Annotated in this window: 13 protein-coding genes; 10 read left to right on the top strand and 3 right to left on the bottom strand. The window is 70.9% G+C overall.

What is annotated here, in order from left to right:
• Positions 1-15: 15 nt before the first annotated feature.
• The 6 genes from YIM_RS20340 to YIM_RS20315 all read left to right on the top strand — a co-directional run bounded on the left by YIM_RS20340 (position 16) and on the right by YIM_RS20315 (position 8,014).
• Positions 16-1,215 carry a cytochrome P450 gene (locus YIM_RS20340; RefSeq protein WP_153031854.1) on the top strand — a complete coding sequence of 400 codons (1,200 nt, stop codon included), beginning with the start codon at positions 16-18 and terminating at the stop codon, positions 1,213-1,215.
• Positions 1,216-1,435: 220 nt separating this feature from the next.
• Positions 1,436-2,098, top strand: a complete 663-nt coding sequence (locus YIM_RS20335) for a response regulator transcription factor (RefSeq protein ID WP_228004851.1) — start codon at positions 1,436-1,438, stop codon at positions 2,096-2,098.
• Positions 2,099-2,236: 138 nt separating this feature from the next.
• The gene (locus tag YIM_RS20330; protein ID WP_153031853.1) at positions 2,237-2,746 is read left to right on the top strand and encodes a lamin tail domain-containing protein; all 510 of its coding nucleotides are present in this window, start codon (positions 2,237-2,239) and stop codon (positions 2,744-2,746) included.
• Between the two features lie 65 nt (positions 2,747-2,811).
• On the top strand, positions 2,812-3,075 hold the full coding sequence (locus tag YIM_RS20325) for a helix-turn-helix transcriptional regulator (RefSeq protein WP_153031852.1): 264 nt from the start codon (positions 2,812-2,814) through the stop codon (positions 3,073-3,075).
• A gap of 138 nt (positions 3,076-3,213) precedes the next feature.
• Positions 3,214-3,843, top strand: a complete 630-nt coding sequence (locus tag YIM_RS20320) for a lamin tail domain-containing protein (protein WP_153031851.1) — start codon at positions 3,214-3,216, stop codon at positions 3,841-3,843.
• Positions 3,844-4,048: 205 nt separating this feature from the next.
• Positions 4,049-8,014: a S8 family peptidase gene (locus tag YIM_RS20315; protein WP_228004850.1), complete on the top strand. Its 3,966-nt coding sequence runs from the start codon at positions 4,049-4,051 to the stop codon at positions 8,012-8,014.
• Here YIM_RS20315 and YIM_RS20310 read toward each other — a convergent pair.
• On the bottom strand, positions 8,003-9,004 hold the full coding sequence (locus YIM_RS20310) for a helix-turn-helix domain-containing protein (protein ID WP_370469002.1): 1,002 nt from the start codon (positions 9,002-9,004) through the stop codon (positions 8,003-8,005). The two genes, YIM_RS20315 and YIM_RS20310, sit on opposite strands and share 12 nt — an antisense overlap.
• Before the next feature lie 105 nt (positions 9,005-9,109).
• Between YIM_RS20310 and YIM_RS20305 the strand changes: the two genes are divergently transcribed.
• Complete coding sequence (locus tag YIM_RS20305; protein ID WP_194240228.1) at positions 9,110-12,979, top strand: tetratricopeptide repeat protein; 3,870 nt, start codon at positions 9,110-9,112, stop codon at positions 12,977-12,979.
• On the opposite strand, the gene YIM_RS20300 is transcribed toward YIM_RS20305, so the two are convergent.
• Complete coding sequence (locus YIM_RS20300; protein ID WP_370469001.1) at positions 12,976-13,938, bottom strand: arabinan endo-1,5-alpha-L-arabinosidase; 963 nt, start codon at positions 13,936-13,938, stop codon at positions 12,976-12,978. The two genes, YIM_RS20305 and YIM_RS20300, sit on opposite strands and share 4 nt — an antisense overlap.
• Before the next feature lie 172 nt (positions 13,939-14,110).
• Between YIM_RS20300 and YIM_RS20295 the strand changes: the two genes are divergently transcribed.
• The 3 genes from YIM_RS20295 (at position 14,111) to YIM_RS20285 (ending at position 17,230) form a co-directional block, all read left to right on the top strand.
• On the top strand, positions 14,111-14,668 hold the full coding sequence (locus YIM_RS20295; protein WP_153031848.1) for a hypothetical protein: 558 nt from the start codon (positions 14,111-14,113) through the stop codon (positions 14,666-14,668).
• 217 nt (positions 14,669-14,885) lie between these two features.
• Positions 14,886-16,226: a hemolysin family protein gene (locus tag YIM_RS20290; protein ID WP_194240329.1), complete on the top strand. Its 1,341-nt coding sequence runs from the start codon at positions 14,886-14,888 to the stop codon at positions 16,224-16,226.
• Positions 16,223-17,230 (top strand): hemolysin family protein, encoded by a 1,008-nt coding sequence (locus YIM_RS20285; RefSeq protein ID WP_153031847.1) that lies wholly within the window; start codon positions 16,223-16,225, stop codon positions 17,228-17,230. Before YIM_RS20290 ends, YIM_RS20285 begins: the two co-directional genes overlap by 4 nt.
• On the opposite strand, the gene YIM_RS20280 is transcribed toward YIM_RS20285, so the two are convergent.
• The gene (locus YIM_RS20280; protein ID WP_153031846.1) at positions 17,214-17,723 is read right to left on the bottom strand and encodes a GNAT family N-acetyltransferase; all 510 of its coding nucleotides are present in this window, start codon (positions 17,721-17,723) and stop codon (positions 17,214-17,216) included. The genes YIM_RS20285 and YIM_RS20280 overlap by 17 nt on opposite strands.
• Between the last annotated feature and the right edge of the window lie 54 nt (positions 17,724-17,777).

Genomic DNA, 17,777 nt, shown 5'->3' with positions numbered 1-17,777 from the left:
CCAGGGAGAATCCCCATGACCGAGCTGTTCACCCAGCCGGAGCTGCTCTTCCGCTCCTTCCCGGACCGGCCCTTCCAGCTCCCGGCCGAACTCACCAGGCTGCGCGAGGAACGGCCGCTGACCCCGATGCGCTTTCCCGACGGGCACGAAGGCTGGCTGGCCACCGGGTACGACGAAGCCCGTGCAGTGCTGGGGCACCACGCGTTCAGCAATCGCTACGAGCTGATGCACGTGCCGCTGCCCGGGTTCAGCGGGGAGATGCCGCCCGCGCAGCCCGGGGACTTCCTCGGCCTGGACGCCCCGGAGCACACCCGCTTCCGCAGGCTGCTCGCCGGGAAGTTCACCGCGCGCCGGATGCGGTTGCTCGCCGAGCAGGTGGACCGGATCACCGAAAGCAGGCTCGCCGCGCTGGCACGGCTCCCGCGCCCCGCCGATCTGATGGAGGCCTACGCACGTCCCATTCCCGCGCTGGTGATCTGCGAACTGCTCGGGGTGCCGTCCGCCGATCGCGAGTGGTTCCGCCGCGTCGTGGACGGAATGCTCGCGCGGGACGGGGTGACCGCGGACGACATCACCGCGAACTGGTCGTCGCTGACCGAGTACCTCCGCGAACTCGTGCGGGCCAAGCAGGCGAACCCGACCGACGACGTGCTGAGCGAGCTGACCACCAGCGACCTCACCGAGGACGAACTCGCCGGGGTCGGCGCCTTCCTGCTCGGGGCGGGGTTGCACACCACCGCCACCGTGCTCGGCATGTCCACCTTCGCGCTGCTGATCAATCCCGGCCAGCTCGCCGTCCTGCGCGCGGATCCGGGCCTGAACGACCGGGCCGTCGAGGAACTGCTGCGCTACACCGGAATCGGCGGCGGCTCGGCGCGGGTGGCGGTGGAGGACGTGGAAATCGGCGGTCAGCTGATCAGGGCCGGGCAGACGGTGGCCATTTCGCCGAACGCCGCCAACCGCGATCCCCGGCGCTTCGCCGACGGGGACGGGCTGGACGTCACCCGCGACGCGAGCGGGCACCTGTCCTTCGCCCACGGTGTGCACCAGTGCCTCGGCCAGCACCTGGCCCGCCTCGAACTGCGGACCGCGCTGCCCGCGCTGCTGAACCGCTTCCCCACCCTCGAACTCGCCATCCCGGTCCACGAAGTCCCGCTGCGCACCGAGGCCAACATGTACGACCTCGAACGCCTCCCGGTCACCTGGCAGGGCTGACCTGGCCCACGAGGAAACCCGCGACGAAGCGGAGTTCCGCTCGACCTAATGCAAATGCGCCCGCCGGTCTCCGCCACCGGCGGGCGTAATTCACCCGTTTCCCGCAGCCATTAAGGACAACTGTGCCGCTTGGCCGTGTCATCCGCGCGGCGCGGAGTGGTAGTAAGTTCTCTGCGCCCGCGACCCCGCGCGGACGGACCCGAATTGGCGAAGGGGTAACGTGGAACACGTCACCACACTGGTGGTTGATGAGCAGCCACTGATCAGATATGCCCTGCGCACCCTGATCGAATCGGCGGGTGAAAGCCAGGAAATAGCCGAGGCCGGAAGCGGTGCCGAAGCACTGGCGAAATGCCGCCGGGTGCACCCCGATCTGGTCATCACCGAACTCACCCTTACCGGGGAACGGGTCGGCATCGGGATATGCCGCTTCGTGAAACGCGCGCTGCGTGGTACCGCGGTGCTGGTACTGACCGCTGATTCCTCGCCGTCGGCGGTGGCCGCCGCGCTCAACGCCGGCGCGGACAGCTTCGTGCACAAGTCGGCCGGGGACCGGGCGGTCGGCGAGGCCATCCGCCGCACCAGGGCGGGTGAACGCACCTGGCTGGTCGGCGCGGAGACCGCGCCCCAGCCCGCCCCGCCGCCGGCCCCGCCCGACAGCGTGCCGATGACCTCCCGCGAGGAGGAGGTGCTCGCGCTGGTGCTGTGCCGCCGGTCGAACGACGAGATCGCCGACCAACTGCACCTGGCCAGGCAGACGGTGAAGAACTACGTCAGCTGCGTGCTGCGCAAACTCGGCTTCAGCAGCAGGCGGGACCTGTTCCGCTCATTGGACCTGCGGCCGGGCCCGTCCGCCGCGGGTCCGGCCCGCCGTCCGGGGTGAGGCCGTACCGGCGGTACCCCGGACCCGCGCGGGACAGTACCGCGCGGCACATCCTCGGTACCGTCCGCGCTCCTAGGCTGGACGGCGCGGGCCTCGTCGTGCCGCGAAAACGTCACCTCCGCGGGCGGTGAGGAGCAGATGCCGAGCAGACTGTGCCACCTGGCCGTCGTCGCCGCACTCGCCGCGGGGATCCCCAGCCCGGCAGCGCCGCCGGTCCGGATCCACCAGCTGCTCGCCGGTCCGGCGGGATTCCTCGAACTGCGCAACCCCACCGCGGCACCGGTGCCGCTGGACGGCTGGTCCGTGCTCAGCTGCCACGGGACCACGCTGACCGAGCTGGCCAGGTTCCCGGCGGGCAGCACGGTCGTCGGCGGTGGCGCGTTCGTGCTCGCCGGCCTGGACTTCGCCGGGGAGCGGGACGCCGACCTGCTGGTGCCCTCGGTGCCGGGCACCGGCCAGCTGCTCCTCGACGGGCACCAGGCGCGGGTGGACGGGGTCGCGGTGGCACCGGACTCGCCCTGCCGCGAGAACGAGGCCGCGAGCCCTTGCCCCGGCCCGCTCTCCCGGGACGCGCTCAGCACCGACACCGACAACAACCGGGTCGATTTCGGCTGCCCGCTCCCACCGGCGGCGCAGCCGCAGCGGTAAGGAAACCAGCAGCAAATACCACTCGCGAAGTCCCGTGCCCCCGGTACGGGACGGAAAGGCATGCCGTGTCCAGCCAGGCCAGACCGGTATTCGACGTGATCGCCGAAACGCGCCGCGACAAAGGGCTTTCCCAGGACGAACTGGCCGCCCTGTTGCGGGCCGCTTCCGGGAACAGCGGTATCACCAGGGAGGACGTATCGCGCTGGGAACGCGGTAAACGCATTCCCGGGCCCTATTGGCGGAGCTGGCTGAGCCAGGTGCTGGACACCTGCCCGCAGGAACTGCGCGCGGCCGCCGCACTGGCCCGCCGATACCGGCGCCATGCATGAGTACACCGGGAACTGGCCCCTTCCCGCCGTCACCACCATTGCGGCAACATGAAATGCACCGGCGGGAAACGGATCCGCACAACGGATTCGGCGCCGGATCGCATTTCCGTCCCCCATTTTTCGGAAAGGAAAAAACCAATGCGTCGTCTGCTGAGTGGTTCGGCCATCGCGCTGGCCATGCTGAGCCTGCCGGTGATCGCCGGTGCGGCCAGTGCCGGCCAGCCCGACGAGGTCCAGCCGCTGGCCTCGTCCACCGTGGTGATCAACGAGGTCTCGACCCGCGGCCCGAACGGCACGCTGGACGAGTTCATCGAGATCCGCAACATCAGCAACAACCCGGTGGACCTGACCGGGTACACCATGCGGGTCTACGGCCCGCAGAACGCGCTGGTCGACACCATCACCCTGCCCGCGGGCATCGTGCTCTCACCCAAGGGCAACGCCGGCGAGTTCCTCGTGCTCACCAGCCAGAACTTCTCCGGCACCATCGAGGACGAGACCAACGTCGTGCCGTTCCTGCTGGCCGGCCCCGAGGGCATCCCGGTCAACGGCGGGGTCGCGATGGTCAGCCCCACCGGCACCAGGGTCGACGGCATCGCGTTCTCGGCCTCGGTCACCGCGGCCAAGGAAGGGCAGCCCGCCCTGCCCGAGACCCAGGTCACCGAGCAGCTCGACGCGTCGAGCAGCCGGGACATCGTCAGCACCGACACCGACAACAACCGGCAGGACTTCTCCCTGCACCAGCGCACCCCCGGCCAGGTGAACTGACCCCTCGATCCCAGGCCACGGCCCGGTCCGCCCACCCGGCGGGCCGGGCCTTCGCCGTTGGCGCACAGTCGCCAACGGCGACAATCCGCCGACGACGGCCGATGACCTTCGGCGTGGACTAGCTCATCCTCAGTGGAAATGTCTCTCCGCGTTCACCCGGGCACACCGGGTGTGCGCACGGGACTCACGGAGGGAGCGAGGCCAGATGACCCCACGCCCTGGTACCACCCCGGTCCGATGCCTGATCGTGGTGCTGTTGCTGCTTTTCGCGCAGCCCGCACCGGCTTTCGCGGCCGAGTCGGCAAATCCACCGCCCGCGATGAACGCCGACGGTGTCACGCGGGTGCACCGGCTCACCCTGATCACCGGCGACGTGGTCACCTACACCGTCGGTGCGGACGGCCGGAGCACCGCGGACATCGACGCGGCCGAGTCGCCCGGCAGGCCCGAGCCCTCCTTCGGCACGATGACCACACAGGACGGGTTCTTCGTCTACCCCTCCGACGCGCTGCCGTTCGTCACCACCGGTGCGCTCGACCGGAACCTGTTCAACCTCAACGCACTCGCCGAGGACGGTCGCGACGACACCAAGAGCGCCACGATCCCGGTGATCGCGAACTACCGCGCCGACCACGGAGAGCCGAGCACGCGGTCGCTGGAGCAGAAGGCCGGAGCACTGGCCGCCGCCGAAACCCGAACCGTGCTGCCCACCGCTTCGGCCGTGGGATTGCGCGTGGACAAGGCGCGGGCGGGTGAGTTCTGGCAGTCGCTCGCCGCCGGGTCGTCGCAGCTGCGCCACGACGTAGCCAGGCTCACCCTCGATCGCCGGGTCCGGGTCGTGCTCGACCGCAGCACCGTCCAGGTGGGCGCGCCGACCGCGTGGCAGGCCGGACTCGACGGCACCGGCAGCACGGTCGCGGTGGTCGACACCGGGATCGACGCCGGGCACCCGGATCTCGCGGGCAAGGTGACCGCCTCCGCCGACTTCAGCGGTGAAGGTGACACAGCCGACCGGCACGGCCACGGCACGCACGTCGCGTCGATCGCGGCCGGGACCGGCGCCGCTTCCGGTGGCAAGTACCGCGGGGTCGCCCCGGCGGCGAAACTGGTGGTGGCCAAGGTTTTCGACAGCACCGGCGAAGGCGACACGTCACAGGTGATGGCCGGGATCGACTGGGCGGTGACCACCGGCGCGAAGATCGTCAACCTGAGCCTGGGCGCCGGGGTGACCGACGGCGCCGACCCGCTGAGCGAGCAGGTCGACGAGCTGTCCGCGAAGACCGGCACGCTTTTTGTGGTGGCATCGGGCAATTCCGGTCCCGGCGACCGGACCGTCACCACGCCGGGCAGCGCGGCCGCGGCGCTCACCGTCGGCGCGGTCGACGACGCGGGCAAGCTGGCCTGGTTCAGCAGCCGGGGCCCGCGCCTGCGCGACGCACTGGTCAAGCCCGAGATCGTCGCGCCGGGCGTGGAGATCACCGCGGCCCGCGCGACCGGCACCGCCATGGGCGCCCCGGCGGACGACGACTACACCTCGGCCTCCGGAACCTCGATGGCCACCCCGCACGTGGCCGGGGCCGCGGCCCTGCTGCTCCAGCAACATCCACAGTGGACAGGACAGGCGCTCAAGAACGCGCTGGCGTCCACCGCGAAGGATCTGGGGCTGCGGTGGTACGAACAGGGCGCGGGCCTGCTCGACCTGAACCGGGTGGTGACCCAGCCGGCCACCGGGCCGGCGACCGCCAGCTTCGGGCGGCTCGAACGGAGTCCGACGGGCACCGGTGTCACCGGGCGGACGCTGACCTACACCAACGAAGGCGACCAGCCGCTGACCTTCGGCCTTTCGCTGTCCGTTCAGCAGTGGGACGGCGGCAAACCACCACCGGACGGTGTCAGGCTGGAGACCGGCACCCTGTCCGTCCCACCGAAGTCGACCGCCGAGCTGAAGGTGACGGCCGATCCGGCGAAGGGCGCGCCCGGCGTCTACGGCGGCACCGTGGTCGCCACCACCCCGGACGGCAAGACCGTGCTGCGCACGCCGCTCAGCACCTATCACGCGCCACCGCTGTTCCCGGTGAGCCTGCGTGTGCTGGACTCCGCCGGCAAACCGGCGACGCTCGCCGCGCTCCAGCTGATCGACGACTCCGGCGGGGCCGCTTATCCCAACGACCCGATGCTCGGCCAGCTCACCCAGCAGGTCGATCTGGTCGGCGGCACCGGCCAGGTTTCGCTGCCCGCCGGGAAGTACTCGGCGCTGGGCTGGGTGATGGAACGCGGGCTGGAGGTCCGCCGGTGGAGCGCGCTGAGCGTGGCCGAAGCCGCGATCAGCGGCCCGGCCCAGCTCACGCTCGACGCCTCGAAGGCGGTGCCGGTGGAGCTGGTCACCCCCGCGCCGACCGACCAGCGCGACCGCACCGTCATGCTGCGGCGGGTGCTGCCGGGCTACGTCGGGGAGGCCGGGCTCACCGCGGGCGCCACCGGATGGCAGGTCAGGGCCACCGCGGCACCGACCGCCAAGACCGGCGAGATCTCCTTGCAGGACACGGCTTCCCTGGCCCAGTCCACGGTCGAGATGAAACAGGGCGGCACCACGCTGAACCCGGTCTACGACGTGCCGACGCTCGCGGCGGCCTGGCCGGGTGAGCACACCGCACCGGTGGTCTTCGCCGGTGCCGGGCGCGCGGAGGACTTCGCCGGACTCGACGTGAAGGGCAAGGTCGCGCTGGTCCGGATCCCGGTTCCGCCGGGTTCGGCCGATCCGGTCGGCGCGGTGACGCAGGGCGCGGTGAGCGCGGCCGCCCAGGCCGCGGCCGCCGGTGCGGTGGCCGTGGTGCCCTACGCCGGTGTTCCCGGCGCACTGCCGATCACCGGCCTCACCAGTACTCCGCTCCCCCAGCTCTCCCTCGGCTGGGAGCAGGGCGAACTGGTGCGGAAGGCGGGCAGCCCGCTGTCCCTGCTCGTGCGCGCCGCGCCGGAGGTCATGTACAACCTCAGCTATCTCGACGCCAACGGGGTGCCGGCGGCGCACGTCCGCCAGGTCGACCACCAGCAACTGGTGGCCACCAAGACCGGATACCACGCCGATCTGGCCGGGCTGTCCGCGCAGAAGAACTTCTACGCCTTCCCCACCGGCCGCTGGAAGACACAACCGTTGCAGGGCACCAAGATCCCGGTGCCCGGCAGCTGGACCGAGTACACCGGTCCCGGCGACGACCGCCAGGTGTGGAAACGCGTGGTGACCCAGTCCGGGCCCGGTCCGGCCGGTAAGAAGGCCTCGCTGGCGATGCACCAGCAGAACATCTACCGGCCCGGCGAGAAGTCCCGGCCCGACGAGCACTGGTTCCGCGCGCCGGTGCACAGCACTGCCGTCGAACTCCGGCCGGACCACCCAGCCCGGTACCCGGCGACCGCCGACGGCTGGCGCGTGCTGTGCTCGCTGTGCCGCACCGGGGACCTGTTCGCCCCGGCGCTGCAGTGGGCCGACGCCAACGGCGGGCACTTCACCAGCCCGTACGAAAACGGGAAGTACTTCGTCACCACCGAAACCCACCTCTACCGAGGCGACACCGAAATCCCGCGCGACAACGCCGGAGATCCGTTCGCGCAGTTCCCGCTCTACCGGCTGGCCCCGGAACCGGCGGTGTACCGGCTTTCCACCGTCGACGTGCTGCCTGCCCAGTCACACGCCGGCGCGCCGAGCACACCGCTGTTCGCGCACGCCCCGCGCACCGAGACGACCTGGACCTTCGCCTCGGCGCGCTCGGCCGACGCACCACCGCCGGGGTACAACTGCCACGCCGACGGCACGGCCTGCGCGTTCCAGCCGCTGATCCTGCTGGATCACCGGTTCCCGCTCGATCTCGGCAACCGGGCGCCCGCCGGTGGGCCGTTCGGCTTCGAGATCGCCGCGGCCGAGCACAGCGGCGCCCGTGGTGGCGGTCCGGTGACCCAGCTCAAGGTCACCTACTCCACCGACAACGGGGTCACCTGGGCGGCCGCGACGGCCAAACCGCTCGGTGACACGCGGTGGGCGGTGACCGTGCAGCACCCGCCGCTGGCGGCCACCGCGGGCGCGGTCTCGGTGCGCACCGAGGCGAAGGACAGCGCGGGCAACACGGTGACCAGTACGACGCACCGCGCCTACCCGCTCGCGCAACCGTCAGCCGGGTGACGGTGCCCCGGCGCGGGGTTGCGCCACCGGAACGGTGACCCAGCCCCGCGCCGCGGCCTGCAGTCCGGCCTGGAACCGGGTGCGCGCGCCGAGCACGTCCATCAGCTCGCGCAACCGGCGCTGGAAGGTCCGGTAGCTCATGCCGAGCTGCTTGGCGATGCCGCGGTCGGGCATGCCGGTGGTCAGCAGCGCCAGCAGCCGCATGTCCACAGTGGACAAAACTTCGGCACGGGCCTGCGGGCTGCCGGGCAGCCCCAGCGGCATCGCGTCGCACCACAGGAACTCGAACAACGCGCGGAGCGCGCCGAGCAGCGCGCACGGGTGGACCACCAGCGCGGCCTCCACCGACGGCGCGTGCGAATGCAGTGGTACCAATGCCATCGCGTCGTCGACCAGGATCAGCTTCAGCGGGGCGTCGGCGACCACCCTGGCCTCCTCCCCGAGCGACAGGCCCAGTTCCAGGTCGGCGCGCAGGTCGTGCAGTTCGAGCGCGGTCCGGTCGTAGACCCCGCGGAAGCGCACCCCGCGTGCGAGCAGTTCCCGTTCCACCGGGTGCAGGTCCGACGGCGAGCGCGCGTACGGCGGTTTGTCCACAAAGCACACTTCACCGGCCGCGGCCTGGATCATCTGGTCCGCCCGCCCGGCCACCGCCGCGGTACCCCGCACCACCTCGACCAGCCCGCCGGGATGGCCGCCGATCGCGAGCCGGTACCGCTCCTGCAGTTCGACCGCGAGCAGCCGGGCGCGCTCCAGTTCCTGTTCCCTGCGGTGGCACAGCAGGCCGAGCCCGACCTCCGGCGCCACCGCCCGGAACCGCGCGGGGCGACCCCCGTCGCGCACCACCAGGCCTTCGCGGCAGAGCACCAGCAACACCGAAGCGAGCCGCTGGCGGCTCAGCGCCAGCACGCCGGCCAGCTCGTCCACGGTCACCGCCCGCCGGTCGACCACCGCCCGGTACACCTCGACGTCGACCTCGCGCAGACCAGCCACTTCCAGCACCGTGCACCTCGATTCGCCGGGAAACGCCCATCGGCCCACCAGCATCGCCCGAACGGCAGAAGCGCGCACCCTCCGGCACCGTGTCCACTGCTGCGGGTGGACACCGCGACCGAACGCCGCATCACGCTGGTCCGCCGCAGCGCCCGGTACGACGAGGCAGGCGAACTGGTCACCGAACTGCTGGGGCCGGTGGAGTCGAGTCCGGACGCACTGGTGGAACTCGGCCGGATCGCCTTCCAGCGCGAGCGGGACAGCCAAGGCCTCGAATACTTCGAAAGGGCCTCGCGGCTGGATCCCGGCCACGAGGGCGCGCTCGCCTTTCGCGTGGCGGTGCTCAGCCACGCGAACCGCCACGACGAGGCCATGGCGCTGGCCGAATCCGCGCTCGCGGCCGTGCCGGACCGCCACCTCGTGCGGGTGGCCTACGGGCGGATCGGCGACGACCGGCGCGACTACCGGCTCCTGCTCGACCAGGTGGACCGGGTGCTGAAGGAAGCACCGGATTTCCTCGAAGCCCTGGAATGGCGGATCTACGCGCTGAGCGACCTGAACCGGTTCGACGAGGCGGACGAAGCGGCCGCCGAAGCGAGCCGGGCGTATCCGGACGCGGCCGAACTCCCGCTCGCCCACGCCTACAACAAGTACCGCCAGGCCCGCTATCACGAAGCGGCCCAGCAGTGCCGCGAGGCGATCGCCCTGCACCCGGAAGACGTCTACGCGCACGCGAAGCTCATCGACTACCTGCTCGCCAGGACCGAGCACGAGCAGGCCAGGACGGCTGCCGAGCACGCCGTCGAATTGCTCCCGTGGTCCGACGAAGCGCATCGCTGCCTCGGCCGGGTGCTCGACGCGTTCGAGGAGCACGAAGCCGCGCTCGCCGAGTTCGACCGGGTGATCGAGCTGAACCCCTTCAACGCGTCGGGATACGCCTGGCGCGCGTCGACCCTGCGGGCGCTCAACCGGGACGCCGAAGCCTTCGAAGCCTGCCGCATCGGCCGCCAGGCCGTCGAAAACGCCTCGGGGATCCGCGTGCAGCAGGCCTGGCTGCACGACAAGCTCGAGGAGCGGGAAGAAGCGTTGCGGGCGCTGGCCGATGCCGTGGAAATGGCGCCCTACGACCAATTCATCCTCGGCTCCCGGATCCAGACGCTCTGCGACTATCACCGGTACGCCGAGGCGGAAGCCGAAGCACGTGCGGCCGTCGAGCGCGTTCCCGGTGACGCGGAACTGACTTCCAGCCTGGCCTGGGTGTACGCCGGGCTGGACCGGGACGAGGACGCGGTGGCCTGCTTCCGGCGCGCCGTCGAGTTCAATCCCCGCCAGGTCCTGCACCTGAGAAATCTGGCGACCGCACTGACCTGGGTCCACCGGTACGGCGAAGCCGAAGAAGTGCTGCGGGACGCACTGGCGATCAGCCCGGAATCCACCGGATTGCTCGACCAGCTCGGCGCCACCCTGCACGATCTGGGGCGCCACGACGAGGCGATCGAGGCCTACCGGGCGGTGATCCGCGAGACGCCCCAGCACGAATCCTGCTGGATCAAGCTGGTCCGGCTGCTCCGGACCCACCGCGACCTCGAGGAGGCCGGGAGCGTGGCCCGGTCGGCGCTCGCGGCCAATCCCCGCAACGTCCCGCTGCGCCTGGAACTGGGATCCGTCCTGCGTGCGCAGAACCGGCAGGAGGAACTGCTGGCGCTGTACCGGGAAGCCTGCCGCGAGCTACCCCATTCGCAGACACTGGCGCGACAGCTCGCGATCGAACTGACCGACCTCGGCCAGGTCGACGAAGCGATGGCCACGCTGGACGGGATCGGCGACGCCGACTACAGCACCCGGTGGTGGCGGATCCGGCTGCTGCTCAACTCGCGCCGCTTCGACCAGGCGCTGGCCGAAGGCACGCGGGCCGTCCGGGACTACCCCGAGCACGTCGGCCTCCGCCTGATATTGGGCGCGGTCCACCAGGGAATCGGGGACAACGAATCGGCGTTGCGGGAGTTCGAACGGGCCAGGCGGCTCGATCCGGAGAGCCGGGCCGCGCTGCGCTCGCTGGTGGAGCAACTGCGGATCATGCGGCGGTTCGGGGAAGCGCTGGAGATCCTGCCCGGCGAGATCGGGCGCAAGCCCAACTACCCGGAACTGCGCACCGAACTGGGCCTGCTCTACGGCGCGATGGGTCGCGCGGCCGACAGGCTGGCGCAGCACCGGCGCGCGGTGGAGATCAACCCGTGGGGCAGCACCTTCCAGTTCCACTTCGCCCACGCGCTCCGCCTCAACGGCCTGCTCGACGAAGCCAACGCCGCGCTGACCGAGGTGCTCGGGAAGTTCCCCGGCTGGACCGCGCTGCTCACCGAAATGGGCAGGCTCTGCGACGACCGCAACGAGTACGAGGAAGCGTTGTCCTGGTTCGACAAGGCACTGGCCAGGGCACCCCGGGCGTGCTGGATCCTGGTGCGCAAGTCGGCCACGCTGCGTGCGCTGGGCCGGTTCAGCGAAGCCGAAGAACTGCTCGCGCCGGAATTGGGGCGCCGCACCTTCGACCTCGACCTGCTGGTCGAATGGGGCTGGGTGCTGCGTGACCGCGGTGAGCTGACCCGCGCGCAGCAGGAGTTCGAGAAGGCGGCCGAGCTGGCGGGCAACGCCCGCGAACGCGCCGACGTCCTGCACTGCCTCGGCTGGGTGGCGTTCACCGCGGGAGACAACGAGACGGCCGAACGCCGCTTCCGCGAAGCGCTCGACGCTCAGCCGCACGCCGCGGATTCGAAGCTCGGCCTGGCCTGGACCCTGGTCAGAACGGCCGAGCCCGCCGGAGAAGCCGAAGCCGAACGGCTGTGCCGGGAAGTGCTGGCCGAACGGCCGCGGCGGCACATCGCGCACACCTGCCTCGGGGTGCTCCGCGCGCACCAGGGCGATCTTCCCCAGGCCGAGCACCACCTCCGGCGCTCCATCGAAATCGATCCCTACGACGGCAGCTATGTCGATCTGGGCGCCCTGTTCGTGCAGATGGACCGGTTCGACGAGGCGGAGGAACTGCTGCGGAAGGCGGTCGAACGGAACTGGTACGACAGCCAGGCCCACATCGAACTCGGCGGGCTCTACCTCCAGCGCGACTCCGATGCCGAGGACGAAGGGGCGGACGCGCGGCGCGCGGCGCGGCACTTCCGCCAGGCGCTGGTGATCGACCCGGCACGCGGCGCGGCCGCCATCGGGCTGGCACTGGCGCTGGTCAAGGCACCCGGCGACCTGCTCGCCGCCGAGCGCGTGCTGCGCGCCGCGCTGGCCCGGTCGGACTGCGACCAGCCCCGATGGCAGCTGCTGGTCGCGCTGAGCAGGCTGCTGATCGAACGCGGTGACGCCACGCAGCGGCGTGATCTGCACCTGGAAGCGCTCAGCTGCGCGCAGCAGGCGATCGAACTGGCCGCCACCGAGGCCGACCCGTACTACGTCGCGGGCATCGCCGCCTACAAGGCCGGTGAGCACGGCCCGGAGGTGCGGGCGCGGCCGTTCCACCGGCGGCGCGCGCTGCGGTACCTGCGTCGCTGCCTGCACCACGACCCGGCGCACGCCGAAGCCCGGCGGGTGCTGAACCTGGCCGAGCAGAGTCTGGCGGTGGCGCGGAACAGCGTGCTCGGCAGCGTCAGCACCATCGTGGTGGCCGGGGTGCTGCTGATCGCGCTGTGGCTCGGGTTCTTCCTCACCGACAAGGTGACCACGCTGGTGATCGGCACGCTGACGCCGATCCTGGTCGGCCTGATGGCGCTGGGCTTCGTGCTGCCGTTCCTGGTCCGGCTCAAACTGCCGGGCGGGGTCGAGGCCGATCTGTCGGCCAGCCTCAGCCAGGTGACCTCCGGCCCGACCGGTGAGGTCAGCATCGGGCCCGGCAGGCTGGTCGGGCACGGGTTCGACCGCTCCCCCGGTGCCTCCGGCTTCAGCGCGGGACCCCGCGGCGAACTGCCACGCCTCGGCTAGTGCGCGTAGGGCCAGCCGGCCGAGTCGAAGCCGAGCCAGTTGATGCCGAGCAGCGCGGCGCCGTTGTTCGCGTAGTAGTGGTACGCCAGGATGTCGTGATCGGTGTCGGCGAACACCGCGGGATGACCGGGACCGTGGATGTCGCCGTGCGAGGCCAGGATTTCGGTGCCACCGCCGGAAGTCATCGCCACGCCGTTGCGATCGGTGAACGGCCCGGTCGGGCTCGCCGACCGCCCGGCCATCACGCGGTACGTGCTCGACGCGCCCTGGCAGCACTGGTCGAAGGACACAAAGAGGTAGTAGTACGCACCGCGCTTGAAGATCACCGGTGCCTCGATCGCGCCACCGCCGCGACCGGCGAGGTGCCGGATCGTCGAGTCGGCACGCTTGCCCGTCGCGGGATCCAGTGCGACCAGCTTGATCCCGGACCAGAACGAGCCGAAACTGAGCCACCACCGCCCCTGGTCGTCCACCAGGAGGCTCGGGTCGATGGCGTTGAAGTCGTCGGACTGCCGGGACTCGATCACCAGGCCGTGATTCGCCCAGCTTCCCGACGCACCGGTGGTGCTGGTGGCGAGGAAGATCGCCGAGCGGTTCGAGCCGAAGGTGGAAGCCGAGTAGTACAGGTGGTACCGGCCGTTGTGGTACGAGAGGTCCGGCGCCCACAGGTTCCGGCTGCCGCCGGTGTAGGCCGTGGTCCACGGGGCACCGCCGGGGAACGCGGATCCTTCGTTGCGGAAGGCTGTCCGGTCCGGGGAGGACTTGAGCGCGATGTCGTTGCCCGTGTGTGCCACGAGATAACCACCGCCCGGCCGCTTCACCATCGACGGGTCGTGCACGTTGACGTCGCCGGTGACCGGCCCCGGGTTCGGGTAGGCGGCCACCGCGTGCGGCGCGACGGCGATCGTCACGGCGGCCGCGGCGAGCAGGGTCAGCATCGACTTTCGCCAAGCAGGCAAAGGAATCCCCTCGATCCGCGGTGGATGGGAGCGTTCCCAGAGAACGCTAGCGCGGCGGTTCCGCCAGAGGTATCCGCTGAGTGGATGAGGGGCGATCGACCGGCATCCGTCGTTCCGGCGGCGCAATAGCTTTCTCCGTGTCGGAATTTCCTTTCCTCAAAGGAGAAAAGCAATGCGACTGAGACGCTTCCTCACCGTGGCCGGTCTGTCGGCCCTGCTCGTGGTCGGCGCGAACGCGGTGGCCGGTGCCACGCCATCGGAGTTCGCCGCGCAGGGCAAGGACGCCGGGCTGACCGGCGCCCAGATCTCCAGCCTGCAGGCCGAGGCGAACACCTACCTGGCCGAACTCGGCGGCAAGCAGGTCGCCCTGAACCGGATCGAGCTGCCGGGCGCCACCATCAACATCGCCCTGCCGGGCGAGGCCGCGCCGCGCCAGCTCGCGGTGGGCGCCCTCGACGTCAACTGCGACGGCGGATACGCCGACTACAAGCACTTCTGCGCCTACCGGGGCCAGAACTTCACCGGTACGCACATCGACATGTACGCCTGCGGCGTCTACGACATCCCGGAGTCCTGGGTCGGCCCCGGGTCGTGGGACAACAACCAGACCGGCGGCACCGTGGCGAAGATGATGAACGACGCGGGCAACGTCATCTACAAGACTCCTGGCGCCTGGAGCTGGGACACCAGCGGCAGCTGGACCCCCGTCGACCGGATGCGCAACTGCTAGTCGGTACTTGGTCCCGCGCCGGTGGCCCAACCGGCGCGGGCTCCTCTCGTGGGTGATCCTGGTGTCCATCCGGAACTGATCAGGTGCGTCGTTCGTACTCTGATCAACCGGACATTTCCGGCTCGATCACCGACCGCGAGAGGACCATGGACCCATCCCGAAGTACCGGCGCACCCCCTGACCACGTCCGGCGCGAGGGGGTGGCGCCGCCGTGCTGATGGTGGTGGTCAACATCCTCGTCGGCGTGTTCGTCGTACTCCTGCTGACCGCCGCGACCGGCTACTTCGTCGCCCAGGAGTTCGGCTACATGGCCGTGGACCGCTCCCGGCTCAAGGCCCGCGCGGCCGCCGGGGACCGCGGCGCCGAACGCGCGCTCGGCATCACCCGGCGCACCTCGTTCATGCTCTCCGGCGCCCAGCTCGGCATCACCGTGACCGGCCTGCTGGTCGGGTACGTGGCCGAGCCGATGATCGGCGCGGGCATCGGCACCCTGCTCGGCGGCGTCGGTGTGCCCCAAGCCGTCGGCGTCGCGGTGGGCACGGTGCTGGCACTGGTGTTCTCGACGCTGGTGCAGATGCTCTTCGGCGAGCTGTTCCCGAAGAACCTCGCGATCGCCAGGCCGGAACCGGTGGCGCGCCGCCTGGCCTTCTCGACCCGGCTCTACCTCGGCGCCTTCGGCTGGCTGATCCACCTGTTCGACAAGGCGTCCAACCTGCTGCTCAAGGCGTTGCGCATCGAACCGGTGCACGACGTCGAGCACGCCGCCACCCCGCGCGACCTCGAGCACATCGTGGCCGAGTCCCGGGACAGCGGCGACCTCTCCGGCGAGCTGTCGATCCTGCTCGACCGGACGCTCGAACTGCACGACCGGACCGCCGAGCACGCGATGATCCCGCGGCCGCAGGTCACCGCGATCTCCGGGAAGGCGACCCTGGCCGAGGCCGTCGACCTGATGGCGGGCGGGCATTCCCGGCTGCCCGTGCTCGGCGAAAGCGTCGACGACGTGCTCGGCGTGCTGTGGCTGCACGACGTGCTGGCCTGCGACGACCCCGAGCGGACCGTCGCCGGACTCGCCCGCGACGCCGTGGTCGTCCCGGCTTCGCTACCACTGCCCGGCGTGCTGACCCGGCTGCGGGCGTCCGGCGACGAATTCGCCTGCGTGATGGACGAATACGGCGGACTCGCCGGGGTGATCACGCTGGAGGACATCGCCGAAGAACTGGTCGGCGAGATCACCGACGAGCACGATCCCGAGCACGAGGACCAGGCATTGGCCGACAACGGCGGCTGGCTGATCCCCGGCACCACGCACGTGGACGAGGTCGAGCGCCTGCTCGGCCACGACCTGCCCGACGGTGACTACGAAACCCTGGGTGGCCTGGTCATCGCCGAACTGGGCCGGTTGCCCGAACCCGGCGACACCGTGCGCGTCGCGCTGCCCGCCGGGATCGACGAGGACGGGGCCCGGCTCACCGCGGAGGTCCGCGAAATCGAACGGCACGTACCCGCTTTGCTCTGGGTGGGCCTGAGCTCCGCCGACACGGAGGTGCCGCGATGAGTGGCCTGAGCCCGCTGACGGCTTCGCTGATCTCGGCGGCGATCATCGCGCTGAGCGCGTTCTTCGTCGCCATCGAGTTCGCGCTGATGGCCGCGCGCCGGTACCGGCTGGAGGAAGCCGCCGTGACCAGCGCTTCGGCGCGCGCGGCGCTCAAGAGCGCCCGCGAACTTTCCTTGCTGCTGGCCGGATCGCAGCTCGGCATCACCCTGTGCACGCTGGCGCTGGGCGCGATCGCCAAGCCGGCCGTGCACGACGTGCTGACCCCGGTGATGGAGGGCTGGGGCCTGCCCGCGGCCACCGCCGACATCGTCGCGTTTGTGCTGTCGCTGGTGGTGGTCACCTTCCTGCACCTGGTGGTCGGTGAGATGGCGCCCAAGTCGTGGGCCATCGCGCACCCGGAGCGCTCGGCCACCCTGCTCGCGATCCCGATGCGCGGTTTCATGCGCGTGACGCGGCCACTGCTGGTGGGACTGAACAACATGGCGAACTGGTGCCTGCGCCGGGTCGGCGTGCAGCCGGTCGACGAAATGAGTGCCGGGCGCACCGCCGACGACCTGCGCCAACTGGTCGACCACTCGGCGAAGGCGGGCGCTCTCGCGCCCGAGCGGCGCGACCAACTGGCCACGGCGCTGGAGTTGAATTCCCGGCCGCTGCGCGAAATCACCCGTCCCCGGGCGGACGTCGCCGGTGTGCCGTCGGAGGCGTCGGTGGAAACCATCCGGGAGGTGGCGCGCGCCAGCGGTCACCTGCGGCTCGTGGTGTTCGACGGGGAGACGCCGATCGGGGTGGTCCACGTGCGTGACGCGCTCAAACCGGGCGGCACGGCGGGCGAACTGATGCGGCCGGTGCTCACCTTCGACGCCGGCACGGCGATCTATCTCGCGCTGAACACCATGCGGGACAGCCGGAACCATCTGGCGCTGGTGGAGTCCGACGGTGAGCTGATCGGCCTGGTCACCCTGCGCGACCTGCTCGACCGGCTGCTCGTCACCGAGGCCGCGTGACGGGTTTGACGTAGCGGTGCGCGGGGACGGTGATCGGGCCGTCCTCGTGCGGCGCCGCGTGGTCGAACAGGCCCTCGTCGGCCCAGCCGTGGCGTTCGTAGAACCGCCGCGCCCTGGTGTTGCCCGCGACCACGGCCAGCCAGGCGGACCGGTGGCCGTTCCCGGCGACCAGACGTTCCGCCTCGGCCAGCAGCAGACCGGCCACGCCGGAGCCGCGGTGCCCGGCCGAGACGTAGACCTGCTCGACTTCGTCATCGACCACCATCACGAACCCGGCGACCTCTCCCCCGGCCTCGGCGACCGCGGTGCGCGTGGCCGGGTCGATCACCCGCCGCGCCGCGCGCTCGCCGAAGGATGCCTCGGTCCGCACCGCGAGCAGCGCGTCCGGCACGTTGCCCAGGTGGGCGTCGCGCCAGCCGGGGTACCAGATCCGCGCGATGGCCGCCGCGTCCGCCGAGGTGGCCGGGCGCGGTCTCGGTGCCACGTCGTTCATCCGGGCAGCTTAGTGGTCACCATCGGAAGTCCTTCGGGGCCTCGACGGCCCAGC

It is taken from the genome of Amycolatopsis sp. YIM 10, from assembly GCF_009429145.1.
Lineage (GTDB): Bacteria > Actinomycetota > Actinomycetes > Mycobacteriales > Pseudonocardiaceae > Amycolatopsis.
Note: the sequence above shows the minus strand (reverse complement) of the source record. Positions and strands in the feature narration are given on the sequence as shown.

What these genes read in the sequence shown, in the direction of transcription:
- YIM_RS20290 (WP_194240329.1), top strand. Translation starts at nt 14,886, where the DNA reads ATGGTGGTGGTCAACATCCTCGTCGGCGTGTTCGTCGTACTCCTGCTG.
- YIM_RS20280 (WP_153031846.1), bottom strand. Translation starts at nt 17,723, where the DNA reads ATGAACGACGTGGCACCGAGACCGCGCCCGGCCACCTCGGCGGACGCG.
- YIM_RS20285 (WP_153031847.1), top strand. Translation starts at nt 16,223, where the DNA reads ATGAGTGGCCTGAGCCCGCTGACGGCTTCGCTGATCTCGGCGGCGATC.
- YIM_RS20320 (WP_153031851.1), top strand. Translation starts at nt 3,214, where the DNA reads ATGCGTCGTCTGCTGAGTGGTTCGGCCATCGCGCTGGCCATGCTGAGC.
- YIM_RS20315 (WP_228004850.1), top strand. Translation starts at nt 4,049, where the DNA reads ATGACCCCACGCCCTGGTACCACCCCGGTCCGATGCCTGATCGTGGTG.
- YIM_RS20330 (WP_153031853.1), top strand. Translation starts at nt 2,237, where the DNA reads ATGCCGAGCAGACTGTGCCACCTGGCCGTCGTCGCCGCACTCGCCGCG.
- YIM_RS20340 (WP_153031854.1), top strand. Translation starts at nt 16, where the DNA reads ATGACCGAGCTGTTCACCCAGCCGGAGCTGCTCTTCCGCTCCTTCCCG.
- YIM_RS20295 (WP_153031848.1), top strand. Translation starts at nt 14,111, where the DNA reads ATGCGACTGAGACGCTTCCTCACCGTGGCCGGTCTGTCGGCCCTGCTC.